The 20,457-nt window shown below is 61.9% G+C and carries 23 protein-coding genes and 1 pseudogene; 15 read left to right on the forward strand and 9 right to left on the reverse strand.

Translation table 11 applies throughout. From position 1 onward, the window contains the following. Positions 1-99 precede the first annotated feature (99 nt). The 6 genes and pseudogenes from AX756_RS17075 (at position 100) to AX756_RS17100 (ending at position 5,994) form a co-directional block, all read left to right on the forward strand. Positions 100-1,401 (forward strand): ABC transporter substrate-binding protein, encoded by a 1,302-nt coding sequence (locus tag AX756_RS17075; RefSeq protein WP_068314321.1) that lies wholly within the window; start codon positions 100-102, stop codon positions 1,399-1,401. A 123-nt stretch (positions 1,402-1,524) separates the two neighbouring features. Continuing rightward, a complete protein-coding gene (locus AX756_RS17080) occupies positions 1,525-2,391 on the forward strand; it encodes a carbohydrate ABC transporter permease (protein WP_068314324.1) in 867 nt (288 codons plus the stop codon). An 8-nt stretch (positions 2,392-2,399) separates the two neighbouring features. Beyond that, entirely contained in the window at positions 2,400-3,230 is an 831-nt protein-coding gene (locus AX756_RS17085; protein WP_068314327.1) for a carbohydrate ABC transporter permease, read from the forward strand. A gap of 10 nt (positions 3,231-3,240) precedes the next feature. Next, positions 3,241-4,245 (forward strand): ABC transporter ATP-binding protein, encoded by a 1,005-nt coding sequence (locus tag AX756_RS17090; RefSeq protein WP_068314331.1) that lies wholly within the window; start codon positions 3,241-3,243, stop codon positions 4,243-4,245. Positions 4,246-4,331: 86 nt separating this feature from the next. Next, a pseudogene (locus AX756_RS26415) lies at positions 4,332-4,520 on the forward strand (SDR family oxidoreductase); the annotation flags it as partial. 4 nt (positions 4,521-4,524) lie between these two features. Next, the gene (locus AX756_RS17100) at positions 4,525-5,994 is read left to right on the forward strand and encodes a mannitol dehydrogenase family protein (RefSeq protein ID WP_068314337.1); all 1,470 of its coding nucleotides are present in this window, start codon (positions 4,525-4,527) and stop codon (positions 5,992-5,994) included. Between the two features lie 423 nt (positions 5,995-6,417). On the opposite strand, the gene AX756_RS17105 is transcribed toward AX756_RS17100, so the two are convergent. Next, positions 6,418-6,735: a hypothetical protein gene (locus AX756_RS17105; protein ID WP_068314340.1), complete on the reverse strand. Its 318-nt coding sequence runs from the start codon at positions 6,733-6,735 to the stop codon at positions 6,418-6,420. A gap of 148 nt (positions 6,736-6,883) precedes the next feature. After that, on the reverse strand, positions 6,884-7,813 hold the full coding sequence (locus AX756_RS17110) for a LysR family transcriptional regulator (protein WP_068314344.1): 930 nt from the start codon (positions 7,811-7,813) through the stop codon (positions 6,884-6,886). Positions 7,814-7,971: 158 nt separating this feature from the next. Between AX756_RS17110 and AX756_RS17115 the strand changes: the two genes are divergently transcribed. The 3 genes from AX756_RS17115 to lepA all read left to right on the forward strand — a co-directional run bounded on the left by AX756_RS17115 (position 7,972) and on the right by lepA (position 12,987). Further along, a complete protein-coding gene (locus tag AX756_RS17115; RefSeq protein ID WP_321186411.1) occupies positions 7,972-9,060 on the forward strand; it encodes an AbrB family transcriptional regulator in 1,089 nt (362 codons plus the stop codon). A 72-nt stretch (positions 9,061-9,132) separates the two neighbouring features. Then, positions 9,133-10,803, forward strand: coding sequence for a sulfatase-like hydrolase/transferase (locus AX756_RS17120; protein WP_170307782.1), 1,671 nt, complete (start codon positions 9,133-9,135; stop codon positions 10,801-10,803). A 384-nt stretch (positions 10,804-11,187) separates the two neighbouring features. Continuing rightward, positions 11,188-12,987: a translation elongation factor 4 gene (gene lepA / locus AX756_RS17125; protein WP_194247534.1), complete on the forward strand. Its 1,800-nt coding sequence runs from the start codon at positions 11,188-11,190 to the stop codon at positions 12,985-12,987. A 42-nt stretch (positions 12,988-13,029) separates the two neighbouring features. Here the strand turns inward: lepA and AX756_RS17130 are convergent, their stop codons facing one another. After that, positions 13,030-13,362 (reverse strand): nuclear transport factor 2 family protein, encoded by a 333-nt coding sequence (locus tag AX756_RS17130; RefSeq protein ID WP_068314349.1) that lies wholly within the window; start codon positions 13,360-13,362, stop codon positions 13,030-13,032. A gap of 338 nt (positions 13,363-13,700) precedes the next feature. Here AX756_RS17130 and AX756_RS17135 point away from each other — a divergent pair, with 338 nt between their 5' ends. Further along, the gene (locus AX756_RS17135; RefSeq protein WP_068314351.1) at positions 13,701-14,030 is read left to right on the forward strand and encodes a GYD domain-containing protein; all 330 of its coding nucleotides are present in this window, start codon (positions 13,701-13,703) and stop codon (positions 14,028-14,030) included. A gap of 44 nt (positions 14,031-14,074) precedes the next feature. Here the strand turns inward: AX756_RS17135 and AX756_RS17140 are convergent, their stop codons facing one another. Together AX756_RS17140 and AX756_RS17145 are read right to left on the reverse strand one after the other, a co-directional pair. Continuing rightward, positions 14,075-14,503 carry a CBS domain-containing protein gene (locus AX756_RS17140; protein ID WP_068314353.1) on the reverse strand — a complete coding sequence of 143 codons (429 nt, stop codon included), beginning with the start codon at positions 14,501-14,503 and terminating at the stop codon, positions 14,075-14,077. 171 nt (positions 14,504-14,674) lie between these two features. After that, positions 14,675-15,106 (reverse strand): DsrE family protein, encoded by a 432-nt coding sequence (locus AX756_RS17145; RefSeq protein ID WP_068314355.1) that lies wholly within the window; start codon positions 15,104-15,106, stop codon positions 14,675-14,677. Between the two features lie 236 nt (positions 15,107-15,342). Between AX756_RS17145 and AX756_RS17150 the strand changes: the two genes are divergently transcribed. The 4 genes from AX756_RS17150 (at position 15,343) to AX756_RS17165 (ending at position 17,270) form a co-directional block, all read left to right on the forward strand. Then, entirely contained in the window at positions 15,343-15,720 is a 378-nt protein-coding gene (locus AX756_RS17150; protein WP_068314357.1) for a hypothetical protein, read from the forward strand. 142 nt (positions 15,721-15,862) lie between these two features. Further along, on the forward strand, positions 15,863-16,402 hold the full coding sequence (locus tag AX756_RS17155; protein WP_068314359.1) for a tetratricopeptide repeat protein: 540 nt from the start codon (positions 15,863-15,865) through the stop codon (positions 16,400-16,402). A 157-nt stretch (positions 16,403-16,559) separates the two neighbouring features. Further along, positions 16,560-16,757 carry a CTP synthetase gene (locus tag AX756_RS17160; RefSeq protein WP_068314361.1) on the forward strand — a complete coding sequence of 66 codons (198 nt, stop codon included), beginning with the start codon at positions 16,560-16,562 and terminating at the stop codon, positions 16,755-16,757. A gap of 189 nt (positions 16,758-16,946) precedes the next feature. Then, the gene (locus AX756_RS17165; protein ID WP_068314363.1) at positions 16,947-17,270 is read left to right on the forward strand and encodes a hypothetical protein; all 324 of its coding nucleotides are present in this window, start codon (positions 16,947-16,949) and stop codon (positions 17,268-17,270) included. 61 nt (positions 17,271-17,331) lie between these two features. Here AX756_RS17165 and AX756_RS17170 read toward each other — a convergent pair whose 3' ends face one another. Beyond that, a complete protein-coding gene (locus AX756_RS17170) occupies positions 17,332-17,808 on the reverse strand; it encodes a low molecular weight protein-tyrosine-phosphatase (protein ID WP_068314365.1) in 477 nt (158 codons plus the stop codon). A 150-nt stretch (positions 17,809-17,958) separates the two neighbouring features. Between AX756_RS17170 and AX756_RS17175 the strand changes: the two genes are divergently transcribed. Beyond that, positions 17,959-18,654 (forward strand): NAD-dependent deacylase, encoded by a 696-nt coding sequence (locus AX756_RS17175; protein WP_068314367.1) that lies wholly within the window; start codon positions 17,959-17,961, stop codon positions 18,652-18,654. A gap of 47 nt (positions 18,655-18,701) precedes the next feature. Here the strand turns inward: AX756_RS17175 and AX756_RS17180 are convergent, their stop codons facing one another. The 3 genes from AX756_RS17180 to rpmB form a co-directional block, all read right to left on the reverse strand. After that, the gene (locus AX756_RS17180) at positions 18,702-19,163 is read right to left on the reverse strand and encodes a copper chaperone PCu(A)C (RefSeq protein WP_068314369.1); all 462 of its coding nucleotides are present in this window, start codon (positions 19,161-19,163) and stop codon (positions 18,702-18,704) included. Between the two features lie 72 nt (positions 19,164-19,235). After that, positions 19,236-19,577: a hypothetical protein gene (locus AX756_RS17185; protein WP_068314371.1), complete on the reverse strand. Its 342-nt coding sequence runs from the start codon at positions 19,575-19,577 to the stop codon at positions 19,236-19,238. A gap of 304 nt (positions 19,578-19,881) precedes the next feature. Next, positions 19,882-20,166: a 50S ribosomal protein L28 gene (gene rpmB, locus AX756_RS17190; RefSeq protein ID WP_068314373.1), complete on the reverse strand. Its 285-nt coding sequence runs from the start codon at positions 20,164-20,166 to the stop codon at positions 19,882-19,884. Positions 20,167-20,457 lie beyond the last annotated feature (291 nt).

Here is a 20,457-nt window from a genome sequence, read left to right on the forward strand (position 1 = left end):
ATTGAGAAATCTAATTCTCGGGAGTTGACAGAATCACGCCCATAGGTGAGCATATACCCACTACATGAGCATATGCTCAAAATGCTTAGGAGGAGAAGCATGAACATCAAGGTTTCCACCTTGCTCGGCGCTTGCGCCGCGGCCGCCCTGTGCACCGCAGCCACCGCCGAAACCATTACCATCGCGACCGTGAACAACGGCGACATGATCCGCATGCAGGGCCTGACGGCCGATTTCACCGAAAAGACCGGCCACGAAGTCGAATGGGTGACCCTGGAGGAGAACGTGCTGCGCCAACGTGTGACGCAGGACATCGCCGCCAAGGGCGGCCAGTTCGACATCATGACCATCGGCATGTACGAGACCCCGATCTGGGGCAAGCAAGGCTGGCTTGTGGCGCTCGACGACCTGCCGGCAGAATATGATGTCGATGACATCCTTCCCGCCATGCGGGGCGGCCTTTCGGTCGACGGCACGCTCTATGCCGCGCCGTTCTACGGCGAAAGCTCCATGGTCATGTACCGCACCGACCTGATGGAAAAGGCCGGGCTGGAAATGCCCGAAGCCCCGACCTGGGAATTCATCGCCGAAGCGGCTCGCAAGATGACCGACAAGGATGGTGAGATCTACGGCATCTGCCTGCGCGGCAAGGCCGGCTGGGGCGAGAACATGGCGTTCCTGACCACGGTTGCCAACTCGTTCGGAGCCCGCTGGTTCGACGAGGACTGGAAGCCCCAGTTCGACTCGCCGGAATGGAACGAAGCGCTCACATTCTATCTCGACCTGATGGACGAAGCCGGCCCTCCGGGCGCCTCGACCAACGGCTTCAACGAGAACCTGTCGCTGTTCCAACAGGGCAAGTGCGGCATGTGGATCGACGCCACCGTGGCGGCTTCCTTCGTGACCAACCCCAACGACTCCACCGTTGCTGACAAGGTCGGCTTTGCCCTGGCGCCCGACGCGGGCAAGGGCAAGCGCGCCAACTGGCTCTGGGCCTGGGCGCTTGGCATCCCGGCCGGCACACAGAAGGTCGACGCAGCCAAGGAGTTCATCCAGTGGGCGACCTCCAAGGAGTATCTCGCTCTGGTCGCCGAGAACGAAGGCTGGGCCAACGTTCCGCCGGGTACCCGGACCTCTCTCTATGAGAACCCGGAATACCAGAAGATCCCCTTCGCGAAGATGACCCTGGACAGCATCAACGCGGCCGATCCGACCAACCCGTCTGTGCAGCCGGTCCCTTATGTCGGTATCCAGTTCGTGGCGATCCCCGAATTCGCCGGTATCGGAACGATGGCGGGTCAGGAATTCTCCGCTGCTCTCGCCGGTCAGCAGACCGCCGAGGAAGCGCTTGAGAAGGCGCAGGCGTTGACCGCCGACGAAATGGAAGCCGCAGGCTACTAAGGCTTTCCTCCCCGTCCGGGGGGCCAATCTCCCTTCCCCGTGCCCCCCGGACATCCACCCCGATCCTTTCCCCTCGCCATCCCATCCTGACGGGCTCCGCCCGTCCACAGAGGAGGAGACTTCATGGCAACCCAGCATTCCCGCTCCGCTGCACGCATCATGATGGCCCCGGCCGTCATCCTGCTTCTGGGATGGATGCTCGTACCGCTCTCGATGACCCTGTATTTCTCGTTCAAGAAATTCCTGCCCCTGCGTGGCGGCGATCTTGGATGGGTCGGCTTCGAGAACTACGTGCGTTTCGTCACTTCATCCGCCTTCTGGCCCAGCGTGGTCACCACGCTTGTCATCGTCGGCGGCGTGCTCCTCATCACCGTGTTCCTCGGCGTGCTCCTGGCAATCCTGCTCAATCAGCCGATGTGGGGACAAGGTATCGTCCGTATCCTCGTGATCTCTCCCTTCTTCGTCATGCCCACCGTTTCGGCGCTGGTCTGGAAGAACATGTTCATGGATCCGGTCAACGGCCTCTTTGCGCATCTATGGAAGGCTTTCGGCGCAACGCCTGTCGAATGGCTCTCGGATGTCTCCATGGGCTCGATCATCATGATCGTTTCCTGGCAATGGCTGCCCTTCGCGACCCTGATCCTGCTCACAGCCATCCAGTCGCTCGATCGTGAGCAACTCGAGGCCGCCGAGATGGATGGAGCCCAGCCGCTGCAGCGTTTCGCCTTCATCACGGTCCCGCATCTCAGCCGCGCCGTGACCATCGTCATCCTGATCCAGACGATCTTCCTGCTGGCGATCTTCGCCGAGATCTTCGTCACCACCGGCGGCGCCTTTGGCACCCGCACGCTCACCTACCTGATCTACCAGCGCGTGCTGGAGAGCCAGAATGTGGGCCTCGGATCCGCAGGCGGTGTCTATGCAATCATTCTCGCCAATATCATTGCGATCTTCCTGATGCGCATTGTCGGCAAGAACCTGGACGCGTGAGGTAAATCATGGCCCGTGCAGTCAATACCCAACGCAAGGCGATCAACACGGCCGCGGCCTGGACCGTTGCCCTGCTGATCTTCTTCCCCATCCTCTGGACCATCCTGACCAGCTTCAAGACAGAGGCGCAGGCGATCTCGGACCCGCCGGTCTTCTTCGCCTTCGACTGGACGCTGGAAAACTACGGCGTGGTCCTGGAGCGCTCCAACTACTCGCGCTTCCTTTGGAACTCGATCATCATCGCCGGCGGTTCGACGATCCTCGGCATCCTCATCGCGGTGCCCGCCGCCTGGTCCATGGCTTTCGTGCCCTCCAAGCGGACCAAGGACATCCTGTTGTGGATGCTGTCGACCAAGATGCTCCCGGCGGTCGGCGTGCTCTACCCGATCTACCTGCTGTTCATCAAACTCGGTCTGCTGGACAGCCGCACCGGTCTGGTCATCGTGCTGATGCTCATGAACCTGCCGATCATCGTCTGGATGCTCTACACCTACTTCAAGGAGATCCCCGGCGAGATCCTCGAAGCAGCGCGGATGGACGGGGCGAGCCTCAAGGAAGAGATCGTCCACATCCTGACGCCGATGGCCATTCCCGGCATCGCCTCGACGCTGCTGCTGAACTTCATCCTGGCTTGGAACGAGGCCTTCTGGACCCTCAACCTGACGGCCGCCAAGGCGGCGCCGCTCACGGCCTTCATCGCCAGCTACTCCAGCCCCGAAGGGCTTTTCTACGCCAAGCTCAGCGCGGCATCGACAATGGCAATCGCGCCGATCCTCGTCCTTGGCTGGTTCAGCCAGAAGCAACTCGTCAGCGGTCTGACCTTTGGCGCTGTGAAGTAAGGAAAGAGCAATGGGACAAATCACTCTCAATCAAGTCACCAAGTCCTTCGGCGACGTCAATGTCATCCCGCCGCTCGACCTGGAGATCAAGGACGGCGAGTTCGTGGTCTTCGTCGGCCCCTCGGGCTGCGGCAAGTCCACCCTGCTGCGGCTCATCGCCGGGCTGGAAGACATGACCTCGGGGCATATCGCCATCGACGGCAAGGACGCCACCGACGTGCCACCCGCCAAGCGCGGCCTGGCGATGGTCTTCCAATCCTATGCGCTCTACCCGCATATGAGCGTGCGCAAGAACATCGCCTTCCCGCTCAAGATGGCCAAGATGGAGCAGGCAGAAATCGACAAGCGCGTCGACAATGCCGCCAAGATCCTCAACCTGGCCGACTATATCGACCGGCGTCCCGGCCAGCTCTCGGGCGGCCAGCGCCAGCGGGTTGCCATCGGCCGGGCGATCGTACGCGAACCGGCGGCCTTCCTGTTTGACGAGCCGCTCTCCAACCTCGACGCGGCGCTGAGGGTCAACATGCGGCTGGAGATCTCCGAGCTGCACAAGCAACTCGACACGACGATGATCTACGTCACCCATGACCAGGTCGAGGCCATGACCATGGCCGACAAGATCGTCGTGCTGCGTGCCGGGAATATCGAGCAGGTCGGCTCGCCGCTGGAGCTCTATCGCACTCCACGCAACCAGTTCGTCGCCGGCTTCATCGGCTCGCCCAAGATGAACTTCCTGACCGACGCTGCGGCGGCCGAACATGGCTGCAAGACCATCGGCATTCGTCCGGAACATCTCGACATCTCCCGCGAGAGCGGCGCCTGGAAGGGCGTGGTCGGCGTCTCCGAACATCTCGGCTCCGACACGTTCTTCCACGTGAAGGTCGAAGGGTCCAAGGACCCCCTCACCGTCCGCGCAAGCGGCGAGGTCGACCTCCACCGCGGTGAAACCGTGTTCCTCACCCCGCAAGGCGAACATCTCCACAAGTTCGACGCGCAGGGACTCGCGATCAGATGAGACGTCTGGACGGAAAGGCCGCGCCGATCACGGGATCGGCACGCGGCATAGGCAAGGCCTTCGCGGAAACCTATATCCGCGAAGGCGCCACCGTCGCCATCGCCGAAGGCCTCGCGCCAGGCGACAAGAAGAATATCGCGGGAGCGGGCGTTCCCTTCGGTCGCATGGCCAAGCCGGAGGAGCTTGCCGGCCTGGCCGTTTTCCTGGCCTCGGAGGAGGCAAACTACATCGTCGCCCAGACATATAATGTCGATGGCGGCCAATGGATGAGCTGAGACCATGAAACTTTCCGAAGAAACACTCGACGACCTTCACCCGGAGATCTCTCGTCCCGCCTATGATCGCTCGAAAGTGACCCCAGGCATCCTTCATGTCGGCCTCGGCAATTTTCACCGCGCACACCAGGCGGTCTACATCGACGACCTGCTTGCCAAGGGCGGCGCCGATGAGTGGGGCATTCTCGGCGCGGGTGTCATGCCCGCCGATGCGCAGATGCGCGACGGCCTCAAGGCGCAGGACTGCCTCTACACGGTGCTCGAACAGGATGCCTCCGGCGACAAGGGACGCGTAATCGGCGCCATGACCGATTTCGCTCCGGTCGACGCCAACCACGCCGGCATCCTGCAGGCGATGGCCAGCCCGTCCATTCGCATCGTCTCGCTGACCGTGACCGAGGGCGGCTATTTCGTTTCTGCCGAGACTGGTGGCTTCAACCCCGACCACCCCACGATCCAGGCCGACATCGCCAATCCCGGCAAGCCGGGCACCATCTTCGGCGCCATTGTCGGAGGACTTCGGGCGCGCCGGGAGGCCGGCATGGTGCCGTTCACCGTCATGTCCTGCGACAACGTTCCCCATAACGGCGAGGTAACCCGCGCTGCCGTGCTCGGCATCGCCCGGGGCCAGGACGCGGCACTGGCCGACTGGATCGACCAGAACGTCGCCTTCCCCAATGGCATGGTCGACCGCATCACACCTGCCACGACCGAGGCACGCGTCAACCACCTGCGCGAGGCCTTCGGGCTGGAGGATGCCCGCCCCGTCTTCTGTGAGCCCTTCCGGCAATGGGTTCTGGAGGACAAGTTCACCGACGGACGCCCCGCCCTCGAAGAGGTCGGCGTGCAATTCGTGCCAGACGTGACGCCCTACGAGCATATGAAGATCCGCATTCTGAACGGCGGACACGCCATGATCGCCTATCCCGGCGCGTTGCTCGGCCTGACCTATGCCCATGACGCCATGGCCCACCCGCTGGTGCGCGGCTTCCTGGAGAAAGTCGAGACGACCGAGGTCATCCCGATCGTCCCCCCCGTGCCCGACACATCGCTCACCGCCTATTTCAAACTGATCGAAGAGCGTTTCGCCAACCCGCGCGTCGAGGATACGCTGTCACGCCTCTGCCTGGACGGCTCCAACCGCCAGCCGAAATTCATCGTGCCCTCGGCCGCCGACTGCCTGAAGGCCGGCCGCAGTGTCGATGGGCTCGCGCTCGCCAGCGCGTTGTGGTGTCGTTATTGCTTCGGCGAAGGGGAGCATCACGAGGAAATCCCCCCGAACGATCCCTCCTGGGATCGCCTTCGGGACACATCCCGCGTGGCCCGTGACAATCCAATCGCCTGGCTGCAAATGAGTGACATCTACGGCGATGTCGGCCAATCCCCGATCTTCCAGGAAGCCTTCGCAAAAGCGCTCAGAGCCCTTTGGGATAACGGTACGGAAGCCACGCTCCAGGCATATCTGAACGACTGAGTCACGCGCTTTTCGCTGAACGAAATCCTCTGCACGCCCCGCCGAACGTTTGGCGGGGCTTTTTTGTGGGGCTTCTATGCAATTCGAATGCGGTTCGCCGAGAGCCGACAGGACGACCCAAGAGGGCGTTGCCCCCCCGCGCTCTTGAGAGCGCTCCCCCCAGGATATTTTAGAACAGATGATGAGTTGGGCAGTGATCCAATTCATCTTTTTTGAAATACCTCCATCGGAGGCTCGATCCGCAGGATCGTTCACGCGCGCAAAGCGCGCGCCCCCGAATGGAAGCACGTCCCGTCAGAATATCCAACCGTTGCCTCTTTACAGAGGTCATCAGCATCGGTTGCGGGAACGGATTGCAAAAAAGCGGGCCAAGGCCCCCACACCCTGCCCCGCTTCGAGCGTCTGTCGGTTGCCGGGATACTCCTAGGCAGCCGATGCGCTCTTCGCTTCTTCGAACCGCTTGATGATGAGCGGGAAGAACCTGTAGCGCCACATGGCGCAGGACACACCGCCGCGCGTCTCGTCCTCTTTTGCCAAGCGCCCGACCAGGACCTCGGTGCAGAAGGCAAGACTGTTTCCGGTCGCGTCCCAGAAGGCCGCTTCCAGCATCCGCTGAAGCTCGGCAGTGCTTTCAGGGAGCGGTGTATCGGCAAAAGTCACTGCGAATTCACGCCACAAGACCTGATCGCCCCGCAGAACCCAACCGTCCGGTTCCTCCTTGAACAATTCGCCAATGCTCATCCGCCCGTCCTCCTCTGCCGACGTTTTCCATTTCATGCATATAGCGGATAGGCTGCTGTATTCCTTGCGTCAGATCAATGACATCCCACGACGACCTTCGATTCCGACTTCTGCCTGGAAGGCGCTCCCGCCCGGAAAAACAGCCTTGTCAGCCCGCAATTTTACCTGAAGATCGCGGATTTCCGGCCCGAATTGCCTGTTTGAGGCCATGAGCGACCGGACTGTCGGTGTGTCCAACCCGGCTGATCAACCCAACGGGCCGCACGATCTCTGGCGACACCATCGGACGGGATATCACCTCATGCGCGAATCCGCAGGTGATCGCGGAATTCGGCACCAGTGCCACGCCTGAGCCGCCAGCCACCAGTTCCATCGCCGTGGTCGAGCGATGTACCTCGAATGTCCATCCGAGCTGCAGTCTCTCCCGGGCCATTGCCTCGTCGATCAGAAGACGGTTTCCCGTTCCCCGTGTCGGAAGGATCAGCGCTTCACCCTTCAGTTGCGGCCACTTGATCTTCTCCTGTTGCACCAGCGGATGATCGCGCGGCAGCACCAGCATCATGCGGTCGTCGAAGAGCGGTTCGAACTCGATGGAACGCTCAAGTGCCGGCGTCGATGAAATACCGAAATCGGCATCCCCCTGGGAAACGGCCTCCGCCACGTCATTGGCCGTCAGGTCGAGAAAGCGGATACGGGCGGCGAACCCCGACTGCCGGAAACGGCGGATCGCCTGTGGGAGCACCGCCGCCACTACCGTCGGGATTGTAGCCACCGAAACGACCATGTTGCGCTGGTGGGCAAAGGCCACGCTTTCATCCCGCATCGCCAGCGCCGTTTCCTGCGCGTCATTCAGGATGGCCTCGGCCCGGACCTTCAGCCTCTTGGCCGCCAGCGTCGGCCTGACCGCCCGCGTGGAGCGTTCGAACAGGATCGAGTCCAGGGCGGATTCAAGCTTCTGAACCCGCCGTGAAATGGCCGGCTGCGAGAGACCGAGTCGCTCGGCCGCGAGATGAAAGGCGCCGGTTTCCATCACGGCCAGAAAGGCCTCGAGATCACTGAAATCATAATTGATACGCATATCGAATGAATTTCGGAAATTTCAACATTGGTCAAATCAAATGAAGTTTGCTATCGACGGATCAACTGGATACTCCCCCATGACCGCAGGAGCCCACAGGTTTCATCGGCGTTCTGGCTCGGCGTTTCCATCTCCCGAGTTTTCCGCACAGGCGCCCCATGTCTGTCCTCGAACTGCTGTATCGCACGCGCATGAATCCAATTGCCGAGAATGACGCGCCTTCGCGCCTGCCCCGTCGCCTTCTGACCGTCGCCATCGCCGGTTTCGGCGTTCTCCTGTTCAGCTTTCTGCGCTTGCCGCTGCCCTTCCTTCTCGGGCCGATGTTCGCCTGCCTCGGGTTTGCCTTGCTGGGAGCCCGCATGGAGGGGATGGGGCTTCTGGGCGTGTTTTTCCGAACCATCCTGGGCGTCGCGGCGGGTGCCTCCATTACACCAGAGGTCGTCTCGCGCGTGCCCGACATGCTCGGATCGCTGGCGCTGGTGCCGGTCTTCGTCACCGTCATTGCGCTCAGTTCCTACCCGATGCTGCGCCGGTTGTTCGGCTTCGATCACATCACCAGCTATTTCTCGGCCATGCCTGGCGGGCTGCAGGACATCGTCGTCTATGGCGAGGAGGCTGGCGCCAATATGCGCGTTCTGTCCCTGATCCATGCCACCCGTATCCTCATGCTGGTGAGTCTTGCCCCGATCATCCTCACCGCAATCTGGAAGGTCGACCTGCATGCGCCCCCCGGCCTGCCGGCAACCGAAATTCCCGTGCACGAGATTGCCCTCATGATCGCGGCGGGGATCGCCGGATGGCGGCTGGCGGCGCGGATCGGCATGTTCGGCGCCTCGATCATCGGCCCGATGATCCTGACCGCGGCGCTGAGCCTTTCCGGGTTGATCACACATCGCCCACCAGCGGAAATGATCTGGGCTTCGCAATTCTTCATCGGCCTCGGCGTCGGTGCGAAATACACCGGCGTCGCCTTCAGCGAACTGCGGCGGACGGTGCTGGCAGGCGTGACGAACGGGCTGCTGCTGGCCGCGATCTCGGTCGTCTTCATCGAGTTCATCGCCCGGACGGGGATCGCTCCGGGGCTGGACGCGTTCCTCGCCTTCCTGCCGGGCGGACAGGGGGAGATGGTGGTGCTCTCGATCATCGCCGGGGCCGATCTGACCTTTGTCGTGCTGCACCATATCTTCCGCATGGTCCTCGTTATCACCTTCGCGCCTGTCGTGATGAAGCTGTTCGAGAAACACTGACCAGGCGCGACCAAGCGGCGTTTGATCCACTCTGGTTTCCGTGCTCTTTCTACGGTGATCAGGAGGTGCCCCATGGCAAGTGACGCACAGCAAGGCGACCGGATTAACATCCTTTTCGTGATGTATGACCAACTCCGCTTCGACTACCTGGGTTGCGCAGGACACCCGCACCTTCAGACACCGAATTTCGATCGCGTTGCCGCGCGGGGAGTGCGTTTTACCAACGCCTATTGCCAGTCCCCTATCTGCGGCGCCTCCCGCATGAGCATCTATACCGGTCGCTACGTCTCCTCGCACGGGGCGAGCTGGAATGGCGTGCCGCTGCGCGTGGGCGAGCCGACGCTGGGCGACCACCTGCGCGCCGCCGGCATGGATTGCTGGCTCATCGGCAAGACGCATATGAAGGCGGACACGGCCGGCATGGAGCGGCTCGGGATCGGCACGGCAAGCCGCGCGGGCCAACGCGTGGAGGAATGCGGCTTCGATGTCTGGGTGCGCGATGACGGGCTCTGGGGCGAAGGACCGGACGGTTTCTACGACCCCAAGCCCTCGCCCTACAATGAGTACCTCAAGTCGAAGGGCTACCCGTCCGACAACCCCTGGTCCGATTACGCCAATGCCGGCGTCGACGAGAATGGCAATATCGCCTCGGGCTGGATGTTCCAGAATTGCGATCGCCCGGCGAATATCCGCGAGGAGGACAGCGAAACGCCCTGGCTTACCCGCGAAGCGCTCTCCTTCATCGAGCAGGCCGAGGGTCCGTGGTGCGCGCATGTGAGCTATATCAAGCCGCACTGGCCCTATATCGTGCCCGCCCCCTATCACGACATGTTTGGCCCCGAACATATTCCGCCGGCCCGTCGCCACGAGGCCGAGAAAAACGATCCCCATCCCGTTCTCGCGGCCTACATGAAAGGCCGGGTTGCAAAGGCCTTCCAGCGCGAAGAGGTCCGGCAAAAGGTGATCCCGGCCTATATGGGCCTGATCAAGCAATGCGATGATCAACTCGGTGTTCTGCTTGATCATCTCGAAGAGACCGGGCGGGCCGCGAATACCATGATCGTGCTCTGCTCCGATCACGGCGACTACCTGGGCGATCACTGGCTGGGCGAGAAGGATTTCTTTCACGAGCAATCCGTCAAGATCCCGCTCATCCTCTACGACCCACGCGCCCAAGCCGATCCCACGCGTGGGACGATCTGCGACGCGTTGGTAGAGAGCATCGACCTCGCTGCGACCTTCATCGAGACCGCCGGGGGTGAGCGCCCCGCACATATCGTCGAGGGCCGCTCCCTGCTGCCATGGTTGCGCGGGCAGACGCCGGATTGGCGCGACTGCGTGATCTCCGAATACGATTATGCGGCCACCGGCCATTGCGTGAAGCTCGGGCTTTCGCCCTCGGACGCCCGGATGGTCATGGTCCATGACGGGCGCTTCAAGCTGATTCATTTCGAAGGCGGCTTCCGCCCGATGCTGTTCGACCTGGCCGAGGATCCGGACGAGTTCCATGACCTCGGAGCCTCTCCCGCGCATGCCGAAACACGCGAACGGCTCTACGCGCAGCTATCCCGATGGGGCCGCCGCCAGTCGCAGCGGATCACCCGCTCAGACGCCGAAATCGCTGCAGGGCGAGGCGCGTCGGGACGAAAGGGAATCCTGCCCTTCCTCGTGGATGGATCCGAAGTGCCCGAGGAACTGACCGAGAAGTTTCGCGGCAAGGCCGGAATGGACCACACCCATTGAGGACGGCGCCTGGCATTCCGGTCGCTTGAGGATTTTGCCCAAAGGTGACCGAATCCACTTTGCGTGCCGGCTTGCCGCTCGAGGGCGCGCGCTCCGCGCGCGGGAACGATCCTTCGGATCGTGCCTCTGGTGGAGGTATTTCCGGAAAGATGAATTGGATCACCGCCTAACTCATCATCTGTCCTAAAATATCCTGGGGGGAGCGCTCTCAAGAGCGCGGGGGGCAACGCCCCCTTTTTTCTGTTCGAAAACAACTCGAAACCGTCCGACTGTTCAGCCGCCTTCAAAACCAGACCGAGCGCCCATCGGACAAGCTATCCGTCCTCTTGCGCCCAACTCCTATCCCACCTTGACCGCCGCCCCATTCAGCCGCATATGCCGTCCATGACCGACCTGACCCATATCCGTAATTTCTCCATCGTCGCCCATATCGACCACGGCAAGTCCACGCTTGCCGACCGGCTCATCCAGTTGACCGGAACCGTGGCCGAACGTGACATGCAGGAACAGATCCTCGACTCGATGGATATCGAGCGCGAGCGTGGCATCACGATCAAGGCCAACTCGGTCCGTATCGAGTACCCGGCGAAGGACGGTCGGACCTATATCCTGAATCTGATCGACACACCCGGCCATGTGGACTTCGCCTATGAAGTCTCCCGCTCCATGCGCGCGGTCGAAGGCTCGCTGCTGGTGGTGGATGCCACCCAGGGCGTCGAGGCGCAGACGCTGGCCAATGTCTATACAGCCATCGAAGCCGATCACGAGATCGTCCCGGTTCTGAACAAGATCGACCTGCCCGCCGCCGAGCCCGAGCGCATCGCCGAGCAGATCGAGGACGTGATCGGCATCGACGCAAGCGATGCCTGCCTGATCTCGGCCAAGACCGGCATCGGCATTCCGGACGTTCTGGAGGCCATCGTCAAACGCCTTCCCGCGCCCACCGGGGACCGCGACGCGCCGCTCAAGGCGATGCTGGTCGATAGCTGGTACGATGCCTATCTCGGCGTCGTCGTCATGATCCGTGTCATGGATGGCGTCATCAAGAAGGGCGACAACATCCTGATGATGCAGACCGGCGCGAAATACGGCGTCGACAAGCTCGCCGTGCTGCGCCCCAAGATGCAGGACATCGCGGAGCTTGGCCCGGGCGAGATCGGGATCCTGACCGCCTCGATCAAGCAGGTCCGCGACACCCGCGTCGGCGACACCATCACGCATCAGAAGAAACCCTGCGAGAAGCCTCTGCCGGGCTTCAAACCCTCGCAGCCGGTGGTTTTCTGTGGCCTCTTCCCGGTCGACAATGCCGAGTTCGAGGACCTGCGAACCGCGATCGAGAAGCTCGCGCTGAACGATGCCTCCTTCACCTACGAGATGGAGACCTCCGCCGCGCTCGGCTTCGGCTTCCGCTGCGGTTTCCTCGGGCTGCTGCATCTGGAAGTCATTCGCGACCGGATCGAGCGCGAATACGATATCGAGCTGATCACCACCGCACCGAGCGTGATCTACCAGATCCACATGCGCGACGGCAGGCAGATCGAGCTGCACAACCCCGCCGACATGCCGGACCCCGCCGAAATCGACCATATCGACGAGCCGCGCATCAAGGCGACGATCATGGTGCCCGACGAGTATCTCGGCGACGTGCTCAAGCTCTGCCAGGAGCGCCGCGGCATCCAGCAGGACCTCACCTATGCCGGCTCCCGCGCGATGGTGGTCTATGACCTGCCGTTGAACGAGGTGGTGTTCGATTTTTACGATCGCCTGAAATCGATCTCCAAGGGTTATGCCAGTTTCGATTACCAGCTTGCGGGCTACCGTACCGACAATTTGGTCAAGATGTCCGTGCTGGTAAACGAAGAGCCTGTAGATGCGCTTTCAATGATGGTGCACCGCGACCGGGCCGAGATGCGTGGCCGCGCGATGTGCGAAAAGTTGAAGGAGCTGATCCCGCGCCACATGTTCAAGATCCCAATCCAGGCGGCCATCGGCGGCCGGGTGATCGCGCGCGAGACACTCTCGGCGATGCGCAAGGACGTGACAGCCAAGTGTTATGGCGGCGATGCCACCCGGAAGAAGAAGCTTCTGGAAAAGCAGAAGGCCGGCAAGAAGAAGATGCGCCAGTTCGGCAAGGTGGATATTCCGCAGGAAGCGTTCATCAACGCTCTCAAGATGGATTCCTAAGGTCCGCGGGAGCCGGTGTGAGCCGGCTCTGGCGGAGTTGCTTCACTTTTCCAGCGGAGTGGCACCGGTCTCTACGCGGGTGATCTTGCCATCCTTGAGCGTGCAAGCCATCAGGACCGCCTCCCGCGTCCCGTCAGGATAGTCGTTGATCGAGTGGATCACGAGAATGTCCTCGTTCTCGTAAATCTTGCGGCGCGGCCCCATCACCGTATTGCCGGAGGCCATCATCTTCTGGATCATCGTGGAGAAATCCGCCTTGCTCATGGTCGTGCCACTCTGATGCCGAACGAAGACGGCGTCGTCGGAATAGAGGTCCAGATAGGCCTGCACATCCCGATCCTGTACCGCCGCGTTCATCACTTCAAAGACCGCCATTACGCTCTCCTGTCCTAAAGTTCCCTTACGTAAGGACGACGATGCCTGGGTTTTCGGGCATGCCGCAACGATTCTTTGTGGCCCGGTTTCGGCGCGTTCGAACCACGTCTTGACGGGCGGATAAGACAGGAAGGGGCCCGACTGGGCGTCCCAACGGAAAGCGGAATGGGGCCAAAGGCGCTGTTCCGGAGCATTTGAGCCGAGCAGGAATCGGGCCGGCAATCACTCCTAACCCTACGTCAACCAAATATGTTACTCTCTCCCCAGGGGCCGCGGACGACAAACGATCCGCACGGTGCGGATCGGAATCCGGGTCCCCATTTTCAGGGAGGACACCCATGCCACGTTTCATCATCACAGGGAATTACACCCAGGCTGCGGCCAAGGGGATGCTGACCAACCCGAGCGACCGCGGCACGGCCACCGGAGCGCTGGTCGAGGCGGCGGGCGGCACGATGGAGGCCTATTATGCCACCACCGGTCCAACCGATTTCATCATCATCGCCTCCGTCGACGACGTGACCAATCTGATGAGCGCATTGATCGTGGCCGGCGCTTCGGGGGCGGCCAGCAACCTGCAAACGCAGCGCGCTTTCACGTCTGACGAACTTCTTGGGATGCAGCAGAAAGCCGCGTCCATGGCGGCCGCCTATTCGCCGCCCGGCTGACCCCCGTACCGAAACGGCCCGGGGCGCCTCGCGCGGCCCGGGTGTCAGTGGCCGACATACTCCACCAACTGGTCGATATGGAACTCACGGTCCGCGATTGCGCTCTGGAGCAGGTCACCGATAGAGACCAGCCCCAGCAGTTCGCCATCCTTCACTACCGGCAGATGACGGAGACGTTTCTCGCTCATCAGCGCCATGCAATCCTCCGTGCTCATCCCGGGACGCACGCAGATGACATCCGGTTCCATCACTTCGCGCACGGGCGTGACCGGCGAGGCGCGCCCGGCAAGGAACACCCGCCGCGCATATTGCCGCTCTGTGAAGATGCCGGCGATGCGCTCACCATCCATCACCATGACCGAGCCGATATCCGCCTCTGCCATCAGCTTCAGCGCATCCAGCACCATGGCGTCGAGGCCGACCGAGAATACGCCGCGCCCCTTGCTGTCGAGAATATGTTCAACCGTCGTCATCGCATCTCCTCCAGTGTCTGTGATGTCGCGACGGCCCGGCCGCGCCCTTTCGCGCCCGGGCCGGCTTCCAGTTTCATCAGATCGCATGAACGGCCCTTGGGTCAATGACATGGGTCAACCCACAAGGCGTGGGCGCGCTCCCGGGCGCGCGCCGCAGACCGTTATTCGCGATCAGGGCCGCACATAGGCGTAGCCCTGTTGTTGCAACTCGACCAGGCGCACCACCCCGGAAGGTACCACATGTGCCTCGTCCATCAGGGCGATCTCCGTGCCCGCCTTGGCCGACATCTTGGCCAGCGTGTTCCCGCAGGCGGAGAATTTCAGGTTTTCCATCTCCAGCCCCATGGTCGACACGCGATCCGCAACAGGCGATTTGCCCGGCACGAACATGCTCAGGCCCGGCCCGTAGGCGACAAGCTCGATCTCCACGTTGTCGCCCTGCGCCATGTAATAGGCGTTGAGGTTCTGAACATTGTTCAGAGCCATGTTCAATACCGCCGGGTCGTTCTGGTTCACGTGGATGGCAACCTTGTGTAAGGCCCCTTCGGCCAGCGCGCATGTCGCCAGCAGTGACACGCCAAGCGCGCCAATGATCGTTTTCATGATGTCCTCCCATCTGTTCGCCCTGACAGCCTAGGCCGCCGGCAGGCCAAAATCCACAATCTTGCGAATGTTTGCATGTCAGGTATCCTCCAGCGGGAGGGCAGCACCGCGGAACGTCGCGGTTTCAGGCAACGTACGCGTTGTTTCGACAGGGGCTTTCGCGTTACACTCCAAATGGCGGCGCCTTAACCCGCTCCGTCCGAACCAGTTTTCATTGCTGACGAAAGGGCCATTCCATGCGCCTCGCCAAGTTCATTTCCGCCATCGCTCTCGCCGGTCTCACAGCCGCTTGCGCAACCTCCGGCGCCAACTACGTTCCCGTCATCGACGGCGCCAACACGAACCCGAATTACTCCAACGACCTCGCCCAGTGCCAGGCGCTCGCCTCGCAACAAGGCGCTTTCTCCTCGACGACAGGCGAACAGGCGCTGGCCGGCGCGGCGATTGCCGGCGGCACCACCGCGGTCTTCAACAACCGAGGCACGAATGTTCGCGACGCGGCACTTGTCGGTGCGGCCGCCGGCACGATCAGCGGCGCCGTACAGCAGCAGCAGAAAAAGGAAGTCATCATCCGGAACTGCATGCGCCAGCGTGGCTACAACGTCGTTGGCTAAGCCCGCAGCCAACATCACCATTCGGGAGCGCCTTCGGGCGCTCCCTTTTTTTCGGGTCTTCACGGCAGCGTGATGACAGCGTGCATCGGGAAGTGGCAAGGCTGAGGCATACTGCTCGAATTACCGCGAACAGGAGATTCCCATGCGCCTATCGGCCACCACGCTTGCACTATCCCTCGCCCTGCCGATCCTCGCCCATGCCGCGGGTTCGGACAGCAGCACACCGCCCACCCCGACAGACACGACCAAGACCTGCCAGAGCGGGATGATATTCGACGCCGCAACAGGGAAATGCGTCGCCCCCAAGGATTCCCGGCTGAACGACGATAGCCGCTACGACGCGGTGCGCGAGTTCGCCTATGCAGGGCAGTATGGCGATGCCATCGCCGCGCTCGACGCCATGTCCGAACAGGACAGCGACCGCGTTCTGACCTATCGCGGCTTCCTCGCCCGTAAGACCGGTAATGTCGACGCCGGGATGGAGTATTACCGCGCCGCGCTGGAGAAGAACCCCGACAACCTGCTTGTCCGGTCCTACATGGGGCAAGCACTGGTCGAGATGGGCGATCTGCCGGCCGCACGCGCACAACTTACCGAGATTCGTACGCGGGGCGGCCGCACCTCGTGGCCGGAATTCGCGCTTCGCTCGGCAATCGAGCAAGGCGGAACCTTCTCCTACTAAGCGATAGAGGGCGGGCCGGAGCGCCAGCCTGCCCTCCTCTCTTCAGATATATCCAATCCCGCCCACACCTTTCCGGATAGCCGTTGCAGGTGCGGCATAGAAAATTGACTCATGTCAACGAACATAAGGTACGTTGAAAATACACATTTGGTAGATTTTGGTCAGCCAGGAGACACCGACGTTCCGCCTTGCCCTACTGCTCTTCGTTATCATCGGCGCGTCCGTCGCCGGAATTCTGATCGTTGCCGCGCTCGTGGCCGGTTTCGATACACAAACCCCCATCGTCATCGCCGCGGCAATCGGGTTCGCAGCCGCCATTCCGATCAGCTACGTCGTCGCCGGCAAGCTTTCCTGAGAGGACAAGGCAGATTGCGCGCACTTCCCTAAGGTGCAACCGCACGGGGAGTTTCAGCTGTTGCGGGATTGCGCAACGCTATCGCGCGAATTACCGAAGTTGAAATTTACCGCGTTTTCTGACAGTGTTTTCCCGTTCAGGCCCGAACCGCACCAAGACGGACGGGCGCATCTCAACGAGGCAGAGTAGATGAAATTCCTGACCAATACCGCCCTGGTCCTCGCGCTCGCCGCACCGCTGAGCGTCATGTCAGCCCCATCGGCGGAGGCCGGCTCGACCATCGAGCGCGCCTGCATGAAATCGAACCGTCGCGCGGCGTCCAAACCGCTTTGCGGCTGCATCCAACGGGTTGCCGACCAGATGCTGACCCGCAAGGAACAGAGGATGGCCGCGAAATTCTTCAACGACCCGCATCGCGCGCAGGAGATCCGCCAGTCGGACCGCGCAGCGCATGAGGAATTCTGGAAAAGATACAAGGCCTTCGGCCAAAGCGCCGGAAATATCTGCCGGTAATCGGCATTCCAATCTCAGGGAAACGCCGCGCGGCATCCGCGCGGCGTTTTTCACTTCTGGCTCAGCCGAGCTTCCCTTGGGCAACCTCCTCCAGAAGGGCTGCCACGGCATCCTCGATCATGTGAAGCACCTTGTCGAAGCCGCCGTCATAATACGGATCCGGCACTTCCCGCAGCCCCAGTGAGCCATAGGGCAGCAGCAGCCGAACCGGGGTTTCGTTGCCCGCTGGCCGCAGCCGTTCGAGATCCCTGACATTCTCTTCGTCCATGGCGAGAATCAGGTCGAATCTCTCGAAATCCTCCGGCCGCGTACGTCGCGCGCGCAAGGAGGAAAGGTCATAGCCAGCTTTCCGCGCAGCGGCCTGCATACGCCTGTCAGGCGGCTCTCCGACATGCCAGGCCCCTGTCCCTGCCCCGTCGACCTCGACCTGCAGCCGCGCCCTCCTGGCGAGCCTGCGGGCCACGCCTTCGGCCGTGGGCGAACGGCAGATATTTCCGAGACAAACGAAGAGGAGGCGGGGCGGATGTTTCTGGGTCATGGCAATGACCTGCCCAGAGCGCGACCGCAGGTCAAGGCGTCATCTCGGCCCCGACCCCTGGCGCGACCCTCCAACCCATTGACGCGGCGCGCCCCGATGTCTTTGTCATGCTCAGGGCGCCGCTCGGGTGCCCGGCAAATGGAGACCGGCATGAAACGGATTGTCATTCTCACCGGCGCGGGCGTCTCCGCCGAAAGCGGACTGGGCACCTTCCGGGATGCGGGCGGTGTCTGGTCCCAATACGACCTGGAAGAGGTCGCGACCCCGCAGGGCTTTGCCCGCAATCCCGCGCTTGTGCATGATTTCTACAATCATCGCCGCGAGAACCTACTGGCCGCTTCGCCGAATCCGGCCCATGTCGCGCTGGCCCGACTGGAACGTGAGTGGCCCGGTCGCGTCGATCTGGTGACCCAGAACATCGACGACCTGCACGAACGCGCCGGCCATCAGAACCTGATCCACATGCACGGCGAGTTGATGGAAGCCAAATGCGCCGAGTGCGGTGCACATTGGGAAGCGCCAAAGGTCATGCAGTCCTCGGACCCCTGCCCCGAATGCGGCGAACCGGCCACACGGCCGGACGTGGTCTGGTTCGGAGAAGTCCCCTATGACATGGACCTGATCGACAGCCGCATCGCGGAATGCGATATCTTCGCCTCTATCGGCACTTCCGGGCAGGTCTTCCCCGCCGCAGGTTTCGTGCTTCAGGCAAATGCCATGGGCGCGCATACGGTCGAGTTGAACCTGGAGGCGTCGGAACTCAGCGGCATGTTCGAAGAGCGCCACGAAGGGCCGGCCAGCGAGGTCGTGCCGGCCTGGGTCGAGGCGCTGCTTTCAGCCCGATAGCCGCGCCGGCCCGGATGCCGACGAAGGGCCGACATCCGGAGCGAGGCTCAGTGGCCGTCCATCTTCATCTCGCCTTCCTTGCGCTGAAGGTCGATCGGAATCTCCACCGTCACATCGCCGGCTTTCTCGAAGCGCAGCGTCACGGTTACGTTTTCGCCGTCATTCATTGGCCCTTTAAGCCCCATGAACATGACGTGATCGCCGCCACGCTTGAGCATGTGCATGCCACCGGCAGGGATCGGGAACCCCTCCTCGACATGCACCATTTTCATGATGCCATTTCCGTCATCGATATGGGTGTGCAGCTCGGTCTTCCCTGCGATCCCGGACGCGGCGCCGACAAGGCGGTCATCCTCCGTCCCGGTATTGACGATATGCATGAACGCCGCGCCAGCCTTGGCATTGGGCATGGCGGCACGGGCATAGGCATCCTTGATCTCGATTTCCGCGAGTGCGGGAGCGGCAAGGGAAAGGGCGGCGGTGGCCGCAAGAAGAGTCTTGAGGGACATTTTCGTCTCCGTCTGTAAAAGGTCGTTGGTCTGTCGGTCGCGCGTTAAAACCCGGGCAGGAACGGCCCGCTATCAGACCGGCGGAGCACGCGCGCTGCGGGTCAGCGGAGAGAAAACCCGGCTCAGTTGGGCATCCTGCGGCCAGTCCAGCCAGGCAAGGGACGCATCAATTGACTTGACGACAAGAGAGACACTCGCGACCGCCGCAAGCGACACAAGGGCGGCGTCCGGACAGAGCGTGTGCGTTTCAACCGGGCTGCCCTCGGCGTCGACAGACAGGGTAACGATTCCCATCCCGGTACAGATCACCATCTGACCGACTGCGGGCGCCTGACCACGTGCCACACCGAAGCCCACGGTCGAAAGACCGAGCGCCAGGACGAGCATCAGGGAACAGAAGCGCGCAAAAAACATTCCGACCAATCTAAAGCCGCTTCGGACCGAGGCAAAGGGGATTCTTGCCGGACACCACAATCAACAGGGCGAACCGGCAGTGCCCCGAGTTGCACGCAACACACAGCGCGCACCATCCTTCGCGGGATCGCCTTGGGCCGCTTGTTGCTGCTGGAACGGGGGCGTTGCCCCCGCGCTCTTGCGCGCGCTCCCCCCCAACACTAGTCAACGCGGTAGCGCAAACTACCTTGTCTCGACGACCTCCCCCAAAAGAAAAGACCCCGCTAAACAGCGGGGCCGATCAGATCTTAAAGAAAGGACAGCCTCAGGCAGCTTGGGCCTTGGCAATGTCTTTCTTGATCTTGAGCGCCTTGCTCGAAAGATCGTCGTCGGCAGCCTTCGCCAAGAAGGCGTCGAGACCACCGCGGTGATCCACCGACCGCAGTGCCGCGGAAGAGATCTTCAGTTTGAAGCTCCGCCCAAGGGCATCGGAGATCAGGGTCACATCCTGCAGGTTCGGCAGGAAGCGCCGCTTGGTCCTGTTATTGGCGTGGCTGACGTTGTTGCCAACCATCGGGCCTTTACCGGTCAGTTCGCAGACACGCGACATGGTTTTTTCCTCGACGTTCGAATGACAAATGCGGCACATCCCAGTCTCATGGTTATACGACCGGGGCGCCACGAATTCCGTTCGGGCCTTTAATTACATGCGCGCGATGCTGTCAACCCGATTCCCCAGCAGCCGGTGACACTCTTGTGACGCAACGCCGGGCTGCTGGCTCCAAAGCCATGGCAAGCGATCTTCAAGAGACTGAAAACAAAAGAAAGGCCGCCCCGAAGGGCGGCCCAAGTTTCTTCGATCGTTCGAGTGATTACTCGAGGATCTTGGAGACGACGCCGG

Origin of the sequence: Aliiruegeria sabulilitoris, assembly GCF_001558155.1 — a bacterium.
In the GTDB taxonomy this organism is placed as follows: Bacteria; Pseudomonadota; Alphaproteobacteria; order Rhodobacterales; family Rhodobacteraceae; genus Tropicimonas; species Tropicimonas sabulilitoris.